A 14,314-nucleotide genomic window follows, 5' to 3' on the forward strand; every position below is an offset into this window, starting at 1 on the left:
CATGTTATTGCCAGATTTTCTGGTACAGTTAAACCTCAATCCTCGCCTCGTGGCGGTAGAATACAATGGCGAAATTCTGCATCGACAGTTTTGGGAAACAACCCACTTGCAGCGGGGAGATCGCTTAGAAATCGTAACGATCGTGGGTGGCGGTTAATCCTCCCCATCCCCACTGTAGTTTTGGACAACGATTCTAAGTTCGAACGTTGTCTTGGCGTCTTTTCCAATCAGTTTTGCTCAAGCTGTAAGGCTGTATCAGAGACATTGGTCATTTGTCAATGTTTTCCCTAGGCAATGTTGTTAAAATAAGTTACAGAGTTTAACAAAGGCAATCATCAGGTTATGGGCCGTGTTGGTGTTCTACTACTGAATCTTGGGGGACCAGAGCAGCTAAAGGATGTCCGTCCTTTTTTGTATAACCTGTTTGCGGATCCTGAAATTTTGCGATTGCCGTTTGCCTGGATGCAAAAGCCTTTTGCGGGCTTTATTTCCACCCTGCGAGCCCGGACCTCTCGGGACAACTATCGGCAAATTGGGGGGGGCTCCCCCCTCCGCCGAATTACGGAAGCTCAGGCTCACGCCCTCCAGGATGATCTACAGGCCAAAGGGTGCGACGCTCAGGTTTATATTGGCATGCGGTACTGGCATCCCTTTACGGAAGAAGCCATTGACCGGATTAAGCGAGATCGGATTGAAGAACTGGTGATCCTGCCGTTGTATCCCCAGTTCTCGATCAGTACGAGTGGGTCGAGTATCCGGTTGTTGGAGAAGATCTGGGCTGAGGATCCAGAATTGCAAGACATCAAGTATACCGTTATCTCTTCTTGGCATGATCGCCCGGGCTATGTGCAGGTCATGGCTGACTTTTTGCGCAAGGAGCTTGATCAGTTTTCAGATCCCGATCACACAACGATCTTTTTCAGTGCTCATGGGGTCCCCCTCAGCTATGTGACCGAATCAGGAGATCCCTATCAGCAAGAGATTGAGACGAGTACCCAACTAATTATGGAGACGCTAGAACGACCCAACCCCCATATCCTGGCCTATCAGAGTCGGGTCGGACCCATGGAATGGCTCCGTCCTTACACCACAAATGTGATTGCCCATTTAGGTCAGCAGGGGGTCAAGGATCTAGTGGTGGTGCCCATTAGCTTTATCTCTGAGCATATTGAAACCCTGCAGGAAATCGATATGGAATATCGACATTTGGCGCTGGAATCAGGAATTGAGAATTTCCGGCGTATGCCTGCCGTAAATACCAATCCTGACTTTATCGAGACCCTGAGCACCATGGTGCTTGAATATTTAGACCAGCCCTTTCTCGATTTTTCCCAAGTCTTTCGACCGCAGAAAAAGATTAAACTTTATCCCCAAGAGCGTTGGGAATGGGGGATGACGACCACGGCTGAACGCTGGAATGGTCGATTTGCAATGATTGGTTTTATTGCCCTATTAGTGGAGTTAATTAGTGGCTATGGCCCGCTCCATTTAGCGGGGTTGCTCTAGCTTGTGGGATAACTCTACTTTCCACAATTGATGCCAATGGTTCCGAACGGCCCGGTTGGCATCATATAGCGTAGGGTACCGCTCTTGGATATTAAATTGGCACATTTTGGCAAAGATCTGAAGGGTTGCCTCATGTAGCTCTGCAAGTTGTGGATTCGCTCCTGGATCTGATTGTTGCAGGGCTTGCATAAAAAGTTTGCCAATGACATATTGATCGGTTTCAGGTTTAAAGGTACCAAAACTCATCTCAGGTGCGACAGAATCTCCTTGCTCCAGAAGGAGCTGTTTATATTGAGGATATTGAAGGCTCAGTTTACTGAGGATGCGGGGAATCACACCATAGTCGATCAAGACTAATTTTTTACCTTTCTCCGAGGGTTGCAAGAAACAATCAGGATGCGGATGAGTATGGACAAAATCTGCCTGATGCAGTACCTCAACAATGGTTAATAGCTCATCTGCAAATTTGCAGGCCATTCTGGGATTGATGGAAGCTTGGGCTTCTAACTCCTTGCTTAAAACGGTCCCTTTAAGATAGTCATGAACCACATGAAAAACTTCACCATCTTGTAAGAAGCTGAGCACAGGCAGACATTGTGGGTGGGGAGGAAGCTGTTTTAGAGTGGCCATTTCGGTTAAAAATAGCGCTTCAACAGCATTCAGGATTTCTGGACTATTGGTGTCTAAACGATACGTATGAATGATTCGCTGTGGTTTTTCGGGATCTTGCAGATCTTGTGCGATCGCAATCTGTCCGAAGGCATGCTGACTGATAACCTCAACCAAGCGAAAGTGCTTATCCCAGAAGCTGGGCTTCGGGGCGGCAGCAATAGTTGATGCCAATAGCTGCTGTCGAGCCATCGCTGAAGCTTCACGCGTTTTCAGGTGGCTTTGAATACGAGCGAGGGCTACAGGTAAATCAATCGGTTTCGTGATGTAATCGTTGGCCCCCAATTCCAGCGCTTCCACCACATCTTCACTCGCGTCTTTAGCCGTTGCCATAATCACGGGCAGCTGTTCCTGAGAATAGGTTTGCCGGATGCGCTTGAGGGTCTCAATCCCTCCCATGCCTGGCATCATAATATCCAGCAAGACCAGAGCAATATCAGTGGTGGCAATCAGTTCCAATGCTGCTTCACCGCTATCTGCTAAGGCCACGTCGTATCCCTTGCGCTGTAGCCGGCGACCTAACATATCCCGGTTGGCCTCGACATCATCAACCACCAATAGTTTTAAAGTCGTTGGCGCCAAGGTATGCGTTGGGGGAGGAGAGGGCAGGGGAGCAGGGGGGCTGACAACCCGGGGCATGACCTCACGTTCTGCTGCTGGATGGGGCACTGATGGAGTGGGTTGAGGCGCGGCGATAACGAGCTGCTCTGCAGGCGGAGCTGCAGGGGGTTCAACAGTAGTGCGGGCTGTCGCTTTTGCCACCGCTTCCAGCGGCCTTGACTGTTCGGGCACTGCTTGCAACAGTGCCTCTATTTTCTGGAGCAGTCGTTTGAGATCGACCGGTTTGGTGTCGTAGTCGTCACAACCAGCGGCTAAAGCTTCTTCGCGATCGCCAACCATGGCATGGGCAGTGAGGGCAATAATCGGAATTGAAGCAGTCTGGCTCCCAGATTTGAGGATTTTGGTGGCTTCCCAGCCATTCATGACTGGCAAACTCATGTCCATTAGGATGAGATCGGGTTGCTCTGATATCGCTTTAGTGACCCCCTCGCCTCCATCAATTGCAATGACTACGTCATACCCTCGACGCTTCAATCGACGCCCCAGCATATCGCGATTCAGTTCATTGTCTTCAACTAATAGGATTTTCGGCATCAATATTAACCTTTTTGATCCGCGAGGTGTATTGGTCGTGGGATAGCTTAACTGGCTTGCGATTTAACCCAAATGGCATCCCCTTCTACCTTGATGTCATAGCTCTCTAGAGGGTCAGATGCAGGTCCTTTAACAACTGCTCCATCTGGTTGATAGGTTGATCCATGACAAGCACAAAAAATATTTTGAGAGTCCTGCTGCCAATCCACAGGGCAACGCCGATGGGTGCAAATCGGGTTGAGGGCGTGGAGGGTATCGGTGGTCTTCGGATCCCGAACAACTAAGACTTTTTGGTCCCCGGAGAACGTTTGCAGGAGTCGACCATTCCGATCTAAGTCTTTAACCTGTCCAACCTTGATAAATCCATCTTGGGTCGTTTCGGCGCTAGGGGCTGGGGGTGTGGACGTTGAAGATTGTTTTGTACTACAAGCTCCAACCAAAGCCGATAGGATTCCTGAAATCCAACTCAAGGTCAACCATGACAAAACTTTTCGACGGTTCATACTGAAATCTTAAGGAATGAGTCCACAATAGTTTACTAGCTGACGGGAGTTTTCCTAGAAAAAATTTAGGGAACCAGCGCACGCAGACTAGAATTAGTTTGCCCATTTGAATGCTGCAAACTGAACTTCAAAACCTTTTACTTGATGATGATAAATGGTTAAAAATAGGCGTAAAGCATTGATTTACACAGGATATTTTAATTTTTTGAGTTTATTTCTGATTATCAGCTTCTCTCGCGTTAATCTCTGTCTTTGCGATATTTTTGTTTACAAATATATTGTTGAGAGAGGCTAATATTTGGGCAAACTAAGGATTGGAGGCCGAGGGCACCTACTGTTCTCAAAGGTCTTTTTTAAGACTTATGTAAAAAATGCATCAACGATCAGAGAAATGCTATCTCCAGGAGGGTCTTGGGTGTGAACAGACTGTTTAAAAAACGCCATCTGGTATTGATTGTTTTGTTCGCAGTGGCATCACTACTGTCATTACAACTGGCACAGCTGACTGAGCAACCTGTAATTGCTAAGCTGGGACCGCCGATTACCGCTGCTGGGGATGAACCCATCGAACCGATCCCGCTGCAAGTGTCTTTGAACATGGAAAAAGTGGTTCTCGGCAAGCAGTTGTTCCATGATCCAAAACTGTCTAAAACCAACAATATTTCCTGTGCTAGCTGCCATGATTTGACGATGGGTGGCACCGATCGCCTACCGGTCTCCATTGGTATTAATGGTCAAGTGGGTGCCATCAATTCACCCACTGTCTTCAATAACAGCTTTCACTTCAAGCAATTTTGGGATGGCCGAGCCTCGTCCTTGGAAGAGCAAATTGAAGGGCCAGTTCATGCTGACAACGAAATGGGGTCGAGCTGGCCAGAAATTATTGGCAAGCTTAAGCAGTCTCCTGAGTATGTGAATGCCTTTAACCAGCTCTATGACAGTGATATCTCAGCAGAGCATATCAAAGATGCTATCGCAACCTTCGAACGCTCCCTCTACACCCCCAATTCGAAATTTGATCAATTCCTCCGGGGCAATGCCAACGCCTTAACCCCAGACGAGAAAGAAGGCTATCGACGCTTTAAAGGCTATGGCTGTGTAGCCTGCCACCAAGGTGTGCTGCTCGGCGGCAATATGTACCAAAAATTTGGTGTCTTTGGCGACTACATCAAGGATCGTGGCAACGAAACCAAAGCGGATCTGGGACGATACAACGTCACGGGCAAAGAAGATGATCGCTATATGTTCAAGGTGCCCAGCTTACGCAATATCGCTTTAACGGCCCCCTATTTTCATGATGGGTCTGCTAAAACCCTCGATGAAGCCGTCAAAATTATGGTCAAATATCAGCTCGGCCGCGACGCCACCCAAGAGGATGTTGACCTGATGATCCAATTCCTAAATACCCTCAACGGTGAGATTAAAGAGGTCGCCTAATGCAGAAACAAAAATTACTTGGCCTCCTCGGGGCTTCCGGAGCACTTCTCTTATTTGGCGGTCTCGTCACCAAAAGTTTATCGGTTGATAATCAACAGCATCAAGACTATCGGACCTTAATGGCTCAACAGTTGGACAAAGATGCCACGGTTAACCAAAGTGTGCTCAAGGCCCGCTATGCCCTACTGACCTCCTACGATCCGCTGGTGCGGGCGATGTCAGAGCAGTTGGCCCTACAGAAGAATCTGAAGCAAGTGCCGGATTTTGTCGGCAACTCCCAAACAATCACCGCTCAGCTCAGTGATAACGGTCAGATTTTTACCCAAAAGGAAGAACTCGTTGAGTCCTTCAAATCCAAGAATGCGATCCTCAAAAACTCGTTGACCTACTTGCCTGAGCTAGTGAAGGAGATTCGCCAAGGCTCTGCCAAGGGTCTGTCTGGTGTTGAGGCGCTTCAGGTAGAAAGCCTGTTGGATAACGTCTTGCTGTACAGCTTGTCCTCAGATGAAGATCTTGTCCCTCAGATTAAATCCCAGATTGCTGAACTTGAGGCCAGAAAGTCTTCCCAGGGTATCCAACTGGCCATTGCCCATACTCGGATGATTCTGGCGTATAAGCCCCAGGTGGATGCCATCACCCGTGATATTCTCAAACTGCCAACGGCCAAAGCCATCAGCACCTTAGAAACGGCTTATACCCATCAATATGATGCCGCGACCCAAACCGCAGATCTGTTTCGACTCCTCAGCTTTGGCTGCCTGCTCGTCCTAATAAGTGGCGGTGCCTATTGGGTCATTCAGCAACAACGCCGCTCCAACGAGCGGGTCTCTGGTATCCTCAGCAGTTTGACGGATGCGTTTGTCGCCCTCAATCCCCAATGGCAAATCACCTATATCAACGAGAAAGCCGCTGAGATTCTGCAAGCGGATTCCCAACAACTCCTCAATCAAGATTTCTGGCAAAGCTTTCCGGATATTCTGGGGGCTGATCATCTCAGTGAGTATCGACAAGCCCTACAGGAAAAGCAAAAGACCGCCTTTGAAGTGTTCTATCCCCCCAACCAAATGTGGTTGGAAATTCGGGTCTATCCCAGCGTCGATGGTCTTTCTCTGTTCCTCCAGGATGTGACGATTCGTAAGGAGGCGGAAGCCAGCCTCAAACAAATGAACCAAGAGCTGGAAACTCGGGTCAAAGCCCGCACGGCTCAGCTGGCCTCCAGTATGGAAGCCGCTGAAGAGGCGCGGGAAAAAGCGGAAGAGGCTAATAAGAGTAAGAGTGAATTCCTGGCGAATATGAGCCACGAACTGCGCACGCCCCTCAACGCCATTATTGGTTACAGCGAAATGCTGGAAGAAGATGCCGAAGATATGGGACAAGACGATTTTGTCCCCGATTTACAGAAAATTTCTGGGTCGGCCAAGCACTTGCTGGAGTTGATTAATGCCGTGCTCGATCTGTCCAAGGTCGAAGCCGGACGGATGGATCTCTACCTAGAATCCTTTGCGATCGCACCGATGGTCAACACCATTGCCACCACCCTACAGCCCATTGCCGAGAAGCAAAGCAACACCATTACTCTGGAGTGCCCCAAAGACATTGGGACGCTATATGCCGACCAAACGAAAGTTCGGCAGAGTCTATACAACTTGCTGAGCAACGCCTGTAAGTTTACTGAATCCGGCAATATTAGCCTTACCGTTTCTGAGGACGCCGGTGAAGAAGTGGTCTTTAGCATTAAGGACACCGGAATTGGCATGACCCCAGAACAGTTGGAAAAAGTGTTCAAAGCCTTTACCCAAGCTGATGCTTCGACGACCCGAAAATATGGGGGAACTGGGCTGGGTCTCACCATTACCAAACAATTTATAGAGATGATGGGCGGTCATATTTCAGTCACCAGTCAGTATGGATACGGCACTGAGTTTACGATTCATCTTCCTCGCCAAGTAGCACCCACATCGACAGAGTCCGCCCGGTCAGACGCCTCACCGAGTAAAATGGCACTGCCAACTGCCCTTGAAGAACAGCCCGGCGGTACAGTACTCGTGATTGACGATGATGAACATGCCCGGGAATTAACGCAACGGTTTTTGACAAATGCTGGGTATAAGGCCGTGGTGACTCCTTCTGGCCTAGAAGGGTTAAAACTGGCTGAAGAAATGATGCCTGACATGATTATTCTGGATGTGCTGATGCCAGAAGTAGACGGCTGGTCAGTCCTTTTGAATCTTAAAGGCAATCCAAAACTAGCCGATATCCCCGTCATTATGATGACGATGGTCGATGCCGAAAAAGTCGGTTTCTCATTAGGGGCCACCGACTTCTTGACCAAGCCCTTGCAGCGAAAACGACTACTTGAACTGCTGGATAAATATGTTGGAACAGCCGATCACAACTGGATGCTGGTGATTGAGGACGATCTGCCGTCGCAAGAAATGCTAGGTCGTCTCTTAGAACGAGAACAATGGCCCCACAAAACAGCAGGAAATGGCAAACAAGCCCTTGAGATTCTGGGCACCCATGGTGTCCCCGATTTAATTTTCTTGGATCTGATGATGCCAGAAATGGATGGATTCGAGTTCCTCAAAGTGCTGCGGCAAAAACCAGAATGGCAAAGCATACCCGTGATTGTTATTTCGGCCAAAGACCTGACTGCTAGCGAACGACTCGAACTGGGAGATGCCGTTCAGAGCATTCACCAAAAAGGCCAGTTGGATCGTGAAATTTTACTGGAAGAGGTGCAAGACTTTATCGAGGTTGCCGCAGGCAGCTAGTCTATTCTACGCTCAGCCCTTTTACATCTCATTTCAGCCCAATGCATGGATCAGCCTTCATTGGGCTGTTTTGTCAGCCTTATCCCTTGAGTGGAATCCCCTGCCAAACCGAACATAGCTGCCCTCGGAGATTAGTAAATTCGTCGGCATTGGAAACTTCAGCACAGATCCAACGGTGGATAGGGCAGCGTATACCTGATCAGTTGATGTCAAAGTCTTTCGATATTGCAAATAAGGAATGGATTATGAAATTCAACTGTCGGCCCGTCGGGCTAGAGTTTTTGAATAAGGCTCCGATTAAGTTCATCAATGAAGTCGAACTGAATGCTTCCCCCGCTCAGGTGTTTAGCATTTTGGAGAACGCCGAGGCTTGGCCCCATTGGTTTAAAGAAATTGTGCAAGTGGAGTGGCATCACCCTAAGCCCTATGGCGTAGGCACAACCCGCACAGTCAAACTCACAACCATAACCGTAGAAGAATTTTTCTTTGTTTGGGAGCAGGATAAACGTTTTGCATTCTACCTGACTAGTATGAGCTTGCCCCTCGCGAAGGCATTGGTTGAAGAGTATCGACTAATCCCACTGGGCGAGAATCGCAGTCAATTGACCTATACCGTTTGCTTGGAACCCTCATTTTGGCTCCGTTTGGGAAGTCCATGGCTACTCAACTCCTACGAGCAGATGTTTCAGCAAGCCGTAAAGGATTTAGCGGTTTATATTCACAACCCAGCGGTTTGATCTTCAATCTCCTGCTGCCAAACTTAGAGCGATATGCCAGCTTCTCCTTGGCGGAGAACGTTAGACTGCCCCGATCAAGATTCACCCGTCACCCCACCCAGCTCTCTGAATTCTAGAAAAAACTTTGCTCGCCATAGATCCGATTTGATTCGTGTGAGCGTATACCTTACTAGAGCGCCAATCAACCCGAACCCATCTTGAAGGCGTTGAGCCCCGTTGACTATCTGTACACTGCTATCGCATTGACAAATAGTGGAGGAAACTCATATGGCGATTAATATGATTCACACCCAAAACAACATTCAAGATGAGATGTTGCCTGAGCCCAATGAGCTTTGGGTACCCATCGATGATGAACAGCAAGCAGCAATTAGTGGAGGCTATCAACTGCAAAAACGTTCATTGGGTGGACCAGTTCAGAGATACGATGATGAACCAGTGGCAGTATATAAAAAAGACGGTCCCACCGAAATGCAAAGGCGCTGCATCCTTGGCTTTTGCTAATTTCTACGTCCTAGGCATTGTTTAAGTCGCTTGTTGGTTTTTGCGCGCGAACCAACAAGCCAATACCAACTTAATTCCATCCTATGTGATGACTGTTAATCATCCGCGAAATGAGGTGTTGCTGATTCAGCAAATTACCCAGCGAGAAGAGAATGCTCTATCGATACTCTATGACTGCTATGCCTCCATTCTATATAACCTTGCTTTTCGTATCTTAGGGGTTAGAGAAGAAGCTGAAGAAGTGATTCTAGATGTCTTTGTTCAAGTTTGGCAAAATCCTCAGAAATACCAACCCGAACGAGGCTCTGTGGATGCCTGGCTATTTCTATTAACCCGGAGTCGTTCATTGGATCGTTTACGGACTAGACAGCGACAAACAAAAGCGGTGCATGCTTCCACCTGCCAACTCTATAGTGCTCCTGAATCCTCTCTTACCCCAGAGGAAAGTCTGTACATCGCTGAACGTCGAGAACGGGTGAGTGATGCCCTCGAACAATTGCCGATGGAACAACGTCAAGCCTTAGAACTGGCATACTTCCAAGGATTAACTTACAGTGAGATCGGGGCCGCGACGGGTAAAACATTAGGAACCGTCAAAACCCGTCTGCGTCTGGGCTTAAGCAAGCTGCGTAGTCTGCTCCAATTCTCGCACTTGGGGTAAGCAAAGGAAAGAACCATGTCGGAGCAAGACTCCCAATCACCCTACTGTTTTTGTGAACTCGCTCCGCTGTATGTACTGGGGAGTTTGGAAGACCCTGAGCGTCAATGGGTAGAAGCTCAGATGCAAACCGATCCAGATTTAGCTGCAGAAATTGCGGAGTATGAAACTGCGATCGCAACCCTCCCCTATGCCATCCCTCGTCAATCTCTGCCCACGGGCTTAAAAGAGCGCGTCTTTCGCCAAACGACTGGAGAAGCGCCCCCCACCGCCCAGGCGATGCCTTCTGTTCCCTATGTCGGTAAAAACTTCAACTTTGATCACTTGAGATGGCGGCCCTTTAACGCCTCAGGGTTTGAAATGGCAAAATTGCACCTCGATCGTGACACTCGTGAACTGAGTTGCTTGGTTCGAGCTGCCGCAGGCGGACTCCCCTACCCTGCTCATCGTCATGCTGGCCCTGAAGAGATCTTGATGTTAGAAGGAGAATTGAGGATCGGAGAAACTTTATACGGCCCAGGAGACTATATTCGCTCTGACACTGATTCAGTGCATCCTAAGGCAGTGTCAGTCACCGCTTGTCTCTTCTTTCTCAAAACGTCTGTAGACAATGAAGTGTTGGTTTGAGCGTTCCCTCAGGATTCTGGTCGCCCACTTTGCCATCAAAATTCCTGGGTGGTAGCGTCATTTACCAATATTGCCAAGCTGAATGGGTCAGAATATAAATCCCCAACGCCAAATTGGTTGTGCTGTGGGCAATCATGCAGGCATAAAGACTCTTGGTAACCTTCAGCAACAGCGTATAAATCACCGCACAGATAATGGCCACCAGCCACTCGCTATGGAGGAGCCCAAACAGCACACAAGAGAGGGCAAAGGCTCCCCAGGTAAAGGTGCCCACGGGAATCTTCTGAAACTCAGGGACGCTCAGATAGCGAAGGAGAAAGGAACGCCAAAAAATCTCCTCCATAATCGGGACCATAATTACTAAGCCATAGAAGCGAAAGGCCAGAAAAACGGGCAGGTTCCAGCCCTGTAAATTGACGAAGGGATTGTACCCCAACCGCTCACCGAGGTGAGGATAAGGAATCCATTGATCGAGCAAAATCCATTCGGCAAAGACAATGAGACCGACTAGTATCGCAGTCAAGGTTACCTTGCCACCGGGTCGAACATCGTGCCACGGACGCGCCAAAATGCCCAGCAGTATAGACACCACCATCACCTTTACCCCATAGAGCCAAGGATAGGCCCCTGGCCATAGCCCTTCCAGGGTAGTGATCAGCATAAACGTAGCCATCGGGGCTACATAGGCAACCCAAGGCGGCATATTGATACGGCGCTCTTAATTTATGACTCGAGCATAACCGATGATTTCACATTTGCTGCGTCTTGCTGGGTTAAGCTACGGCGCATCGCTTCCACAAAACGGCTAACGCGAATGGGATCAATGGGTTGATCCACTTGACCATGGCGCTTGAGTGAGCTGGAAACAATGGCACCGTTCGCGGCTTGAATCAGGCTGGGAATGTTTTCCCAATTGGCACCGCTACCAATAAAGACAGGAACATCTTTAGCCGCATCAATTGCGAGTTCCAAATCACCGATATTGGGCGGACTGCCCGTTTCCCAACCAGAAATAATAATGCCATCAGCCAAGCCCCGTTCGATGGTTTCATGGACGGTTGTGGTCAGGTTGGGCGCGCCTAAAGGACGGGCATGTTTAACCAAAACATCGGCAAAAATTTTGACGTCGCTTCCCAGTTCACGGCGATAGCGCAGGAGACGGTGGGCTTCCCCTTCAATCAGTCCTTGATCCGTTTCCATCACGCCAGTGAGGACATTGACGCGAATAAACTGGGCTTCGACACAAGATGCGATCGCCATCGCGCTACAGGCATCGTTGCGAAGTACGTTAATCCCAATGGGTAAGGGAACCAGATTTTTGACCCGCTGCACCACTAAACTCATGGCACTCACCACCGCTGGGTCTACCGTGCCTTTGGTAAAGGGGGCATCAAAGAAATTTTCAATAATAAGGCCATCAACCCCACCAGCGGCAAGGGCAGTGGATTCTTGTTCGGCTCTGGCAATAACAGCCTTGAGACTTCCGCCCCAACGCGGGGAGGTGGGCAATGGCAGGAGATGGACAACGCCAATAATGGGATTCGGGGATTTAAAAATGTGTTGTAACTCCACGGATAATTGAGTCGAACTCAGTAGGGAGACTATAGAAAAATAAAATTAAATAAGTCTAGAAAATTCTAGCTAAATCACTAGAAAACGGTTGGCACAGCCAAAACCTTCTAGAGTGTCTAGCATAACAGCTTCCAGGAACCATGTATATTCTGTAAATCACTGTTCTCACTGACCGATCGACCTCAAGATCGACCCACCTATGGTTGAATGCTCGGAGATGGGCGGAGAAAAATCAAATTGGGTGCAATCGGCGGTTGCCTTAGGGGGAAATTTAGGCAATCCCAAAGCGACCCTTTCTGCTGCAATTACCACCCTGCAAAACGACGCCCAAATCCTGGTGTTGACCCAATCCCATTGGTATCAAACCGCAGCCGTTGGGCCACCCCAACCCGACTATCTCAATGGTTGTGTCAGTTTATTGACGACTTACTCGCCTGAATCCTTGCTTCAGAAGCTATTGGCGATCGAAGCCCAGTTTGGACGAGTCCGGCGCGAGCGCTGGGGACCTCGCACCCTGGATCTAGATGTGTTGTTGTTTGGACAGGTTATCATTCAGACGCCAACGCTGACAGTGCCCCATCCCTTTCTGCATGAACGCGCGTTTGTGCTGGCCCCCTTGGTCGAAATCTGTCCAGGCTGGGTACATCCCGTGCAACAGCAAACCATTGCCGAGCTGGCCAAAGCGGTAGACTATACAGGCGTTCATCGGCTGCCTAACTAGCCAGGACCTCCACCCTTAACAGCTAACCCATGTCTTTATTCCAAGAACCGCCCGAAATCCTGAAGCCGTTAATGTTTTATGACGGTCGCAAGTATACGTTTGAAGCGAATCGACTACGGTTGCCGAATGGCAGTGAAGGGGATTGGTCTTGTGTGCGGCATCCGGGTGGGGCAATGGCGGTGCCAATTAACAATGACGGCAAATTTGTGTTGGTCAAGCAGTATCGTTTTGCCCTGAAAGGAAGGCTATTGGAGTTCCCGGCGGGTACGGTAGAAGTCCATGAAGATCCGGGGGTAACCATTCGGCGAGAAATTGAGGAGGAAACAGGGTACCGGGCTCATCAGTGGCAAAAGTTGGGAGAGTTCCCTCTGGCGCCGGGATATTCGGATGAGATTATCTATGCGTTTTTGGCCCAGGATTTGGAGTTGTTGGAGAACCCACCGGAGCAGGATGAGGATGAGGATATTGAAACGGTTTTGATGACTTCGGAGGAGTTGGAACAAGCGATTTTGGCGGGAGAGCCGATTGATGCGAAGTCGATTTGTGGGTTTTATATGGCACGGGCGATGTTGGCCTAATTGAGGTGCGGTAAGCGCCAAAGATATTTGTGTTTATGAAAAAAATTGGATAAAGCGTAGTGCATTGCTGAGTTTCGCTTTAGATTCAGCTATTAGGTGATCTTTCTGCTGATTTTCTTGAGGATAGTGCGAGGTTCTTGTAGGGGAGAAAGGTATGTCTTGGGAAGAAGCGGAACGACGGATTCAAGAGGCGGCGAAGCAACAATCTACGTCACTCAATTTATCAAGATTAGAGTTAACCACGATTCCCGATGCGATTGGACAACTGACAAACCTGCAATTGCTTGACCTACAGAGGAATCAACTGACGACGATTCCCGATGCGATTGGACAACTGACAAACCTGCAAAAGCTTTACCTACAGAGGAATCAACTGACGACGATTCCCGATGCGATTGGACAACTGGCAAGCCTGCAAACGCTTTACCTATACAACAATCAACTGACCACGATTCCCGATGCGATTGGAAAATTGGAAAACCTGCAAACGCTTTACCTACTCGGGAATCAACTGACCACGATTCCCGATGCGATCGCACAGCTGGCAAGCCTGCAAGAGCTTTACCTATCCGAGAATCAACTGACCACGATTCCCGATGCGATCGGACAACTGGAAAACTTATCAAAGCTTATTTTATTTCAGAATCAACTGACGATGGTTCCCGATGTGATCGGACAACTAAAAAACCTGCAAGTGCTTAACCTAAGAGATAATCAACTGACGACGATTCCCGATGTGATCGGACAACTGTCAAATCTGCGAAAGCTTTACCTCTTTGGGGATGACAAGGGTTTCACAATGTGTTCTGAATCAGTGATAGCGCCCTCATGCCTCTCTGGTAATTGAGTCGTTTATGGGGTTTCAGTTGCATT

At 48.7% G+C, this 14,314-nt stretch carries 14 protein-coding genes and 2 pseudogenes; 11 read left to right on the forward strand and 5 right to left on the reverse strand.

Translation table 11 applies throughout. The features are described from left to right. The first annotated feature begins 1 nt into the window (after nucleotide 1). A complete protein-coding gene (gene thiS, locus Q0991_RS23000) occupies nucleotides 2-157 on the forward strand; it encodes a sulfur carrier protein ThiS (RefSeq protein ID WP_299493041.1) in 156 nt (51 codons plus the stop codon). A 185-nt stretch (nucleotides 158-342) separates the two neighbouring features. Next, nucleotides 343-1,506 (forward strand): ferrochelatase, encoded by a 1,164-nt coding sequence (gene hemH / locus Q0991_RS23005; RefSeq protein WP_299493015.1) that lies wholly within the window; start codon nucleotides 343-345, stop codon nucleotides 1,504-1,506. On the opposite strand, the gene Q0991_RS23010 is transcribed toward hemH, so the two are convergent. The 3 genes and pseudogenes from Q0991_RS23010 to Q0991_RS23015 form a co-directional block, all read right to left on the reverse strand. Beyond that, a complete protein-coding gene (locus tag Q0991_RS23010; RefSeq protein WP_366525049.1) occupies nucleotides 1,489-2,814 on the reverse strand; it encodes a response regulator in 1,326 nt (441 codons plus the stop codon). The two genes, hemH and Q0991_RS23010, sit on opposite strands and share 18 nt — an antisense overlap. Before the next feature lie 159 nt (nucleotides 2,815-2,973). Further along, nucleotides 2,974-3,330: pseudogene (locus Q0991_RS25325) on the reverse strand (response regulator); the annotation flags it as partial. A gap of 47 nt (nucleotides 3,331-3,377) precedes the next feature. Then, nucleotides 3,378-3,833 carry a Rieske (2Fe-2S) protein gene (locus Q0991_RS23015; protein WP_299493019.1) on the reverse strand — a complete coding sequence of 152 codons (456 nt, stop codon included), beginning with the start codon at nucleotides 3,831-3,833 and terminating at the stop codon, nucleotides 3,378-3,380. A 417-nt stretch (nucleotides 3,834-4,250) separates the two neighbouring features. On the opposite strand from Q0991_RS23015, the gene Q0991_RS23020 reads away from it, so the two are divergent. From Q0991_RS23020 to Q0991_RS23045, 6 genes are all read left to right on the forward strand, one after another. Continuing rightward, a complete protein-coding gene (locus tag Q0991_RS23020) occupies nucleotides 4,251-5,270 on the forward strand; it encodes a cytochrome-c peroxidase (RefSeq protein ID WP_299493021.1) in 1,020 nt (339 codons plus the stop codon). Then, a complete protein-coding gene (locus Q0991_RS23025; RefSeq protein ID WP_299493023.1) occupies nucleotides 5,270-8,044 on the forward strand; it encodes a DAHL domain-containing protein in 2,775 nt (924 codons plus the stop codon). Before Q0991_RS23020 ends, Q0991_RS23025 begins: the two co-directional genes overlap by 1 nt. A gap of 245 nt (nucleotides 8,045-8,289) precedes the next feature. Continuing rightward, the gene (locus Q0991_RS23030; RefSeq protein ID WP_299493025.1) at nucleotides 8,290-8,781 is read left to right on the forward strand and encodes an SRPBCC family protein; all 492 of its coding nucleotides are present in this window, start codon (nucleotides 8,290-8,292) and stop codon (nucleotides 8,779-8,781) included. Between the two features lie 267 nt (nucleotides 8,782-9,048). Beyond that, nucleotides 9,049-9,285 (forward strand): hypothetical protein, encoded by a 237-nt coding sequence (locus tag Q0991_RS23035; RefSeq protein ID WP_299493027.1) that lies wholly within the window; start codon nucleotides 9,049-9,051, stop codon nucleotides 9,283-9,285. 40 nt (nucleotides 9,286-9,325) lie between these two features. Next, nucleotides 9,326-9,946: a sigma-70 family RNA polymerase sigma factor gene (locus Q0991_RS23040; RefSeq protein ID WP_299493029.1), complete on the forward strand. Its 621-nt coding sequence runs from the start codon at nucleotides 9,326-9,328 to the stop codon at nucleotides 9,944-9,946. A gap of 15 nt (nucleotides 9,947-9,961) precedes the next feature. Beyond that, the gene (locus tag Q0991_RS23045; RefSeq protein WP_299493031.1) at nucleotides 9,962-10,570 is read left to right on the forward strand and encodes a cupin domain-containing protein; all 609 of its coding nucleotides are present in this window, start codon (nucleotides 9,962-9,964) and stop codon (nucleotides 10,568-10,570) included. Nucleotides 10,571-10,631: 61 nt separating this feature from the next. Here Q0991_RS23045 and Q0991_RS23050 read toward each other — a convergent pair whose 3' ends face one another. Both Q0991_RS23050 and btpA read right to left on the reverse strand, forming a co-directional pair. Continuing rightward, nucleotides 10,632-11,273: a CAAX prenyl protease-related protein gene (locus Q0991_RS23050; protein WP_299493033.1), complete on the reverse strand. Its 642-nt coding sequence runs from the start codon at nucleotides 11,271-11,273 to the stop codon at nucleotides 10,632-10,634. A 20-nt stretch (nucleotides 11,274-11,293) separates the two neighbouring features. Then, the gene (gene btpA / locus Q0991_RS23055) at nucleotides 11,294-12,142 is read right to left on the reverse strand and encodes a photosystem I biogenesis protein BtpA (protein ID WP_299493035.1); all 849 of its coding nucleotides are present in this window, start codon (nucleotides 12,140-12,142) and stop codon (nucleotides 11,294-11,296) included. Between the two features lie 199 nt (nucleotides 12,143-12,341). Between btpA and folK the strand changes: the two genes are divergently transcribed. The 3 genes and pseudogenes from folK to Q0991_RS23070 form a co-directional block, all read left to right on the forward strand. Then, a complete protein-coding gene (gene folK / locus Q0991_RS23060) occupies nucleotides 12,342-12,863 on the forward strand; it encodes a 2-amino-4-hydroxy-6-hydroxymethyldihydropteridine diphosphokinase (RefSeq protein ID WP_299493037.1) in 522 nt (173 codons plus the stop codon). 29 nt (nucleotides 12,864-12,892) lie between these two features. Then, nucleotides 12,893-13,441, forward strand: coding sequence for an NUDIX hydrolase (locus Q0991_RS23065; RefSeq protein WP_299493039.1), 549 nt, complete (start codon nucleotides 12,893-12,895; stop codon nucleotides 13,439-13,441). Nucleotides 13,442-13,595: 154 nt separating this feature from the next. After that, nucleotides 13,596-14,213 (forward strand): annotated as a pseudogene (locus Q0991_RS23070) (leucine-rich repeat domain-containing protein); the annotation flags it as partial. Nucleotides 14,214-14,314 lie beyond the last annotated feature (101 nt).

Origin of the sequence: Acaryochloris sp. IP29b_bin.137 (assembly GCF_028285745.1) — a bacterium.
Classification (GTDB): domain Bacteria; phylum Cyanobacteriota; class Cyanobacteriia; order Thermosynechococcales; family Thermosynechococcaceae; genus Acaryochloris.